This is a genomic window from Peribacillus sp. SIMBA_075 (assembly GCF_046534585.1).
This window is the reverse complement of sequence record NZ_JAWRYN010000416.1, coordinates 1-285: the sequence shown is the minus strand read 5'-3', so window position 1 is coordinate 285 and position 285 is coordinate 1. Positions and strand designations below refer to the sequence as shown.

The 285-nt window shown below is 36.1% G+C and carries 1 pseudogene; it reads left to right on the top strand.

The annotated features are described in order from the left end of the window. Positions 1–285 (top strand): annotated as a pseudogene (gene rbsR, locus SB775_RS28825) (ribose operon transcriptional repressor RbsR); the annotation flags it as partial.

Sequence of the window (285 nt, the reverse complement as noted above, 5' to 3'; positions counted from 1 at the left end):
GTACATTTGATCCAGCTAATAGTGAGCGTGTAGCGGTGGAATTATTAGAAGAATACCCACATATTGATGGAATTGTTGCTGGAAATGATTTAATTGCAATAGGTATTGTAAAGGCTGCACTTCAAAAGGGGATTTCTATTCCGGATAATTTACAAATTATCGGATTCGATGGAATTTCTTTAACAGAAATGATGTATCCATCTATTACAACTGTTGCACAGCCAATTTATGAAATGGGGAAAATTGCAACAGAGCTGTTGTTAGAGCAGATGGAAGGAAACGTAT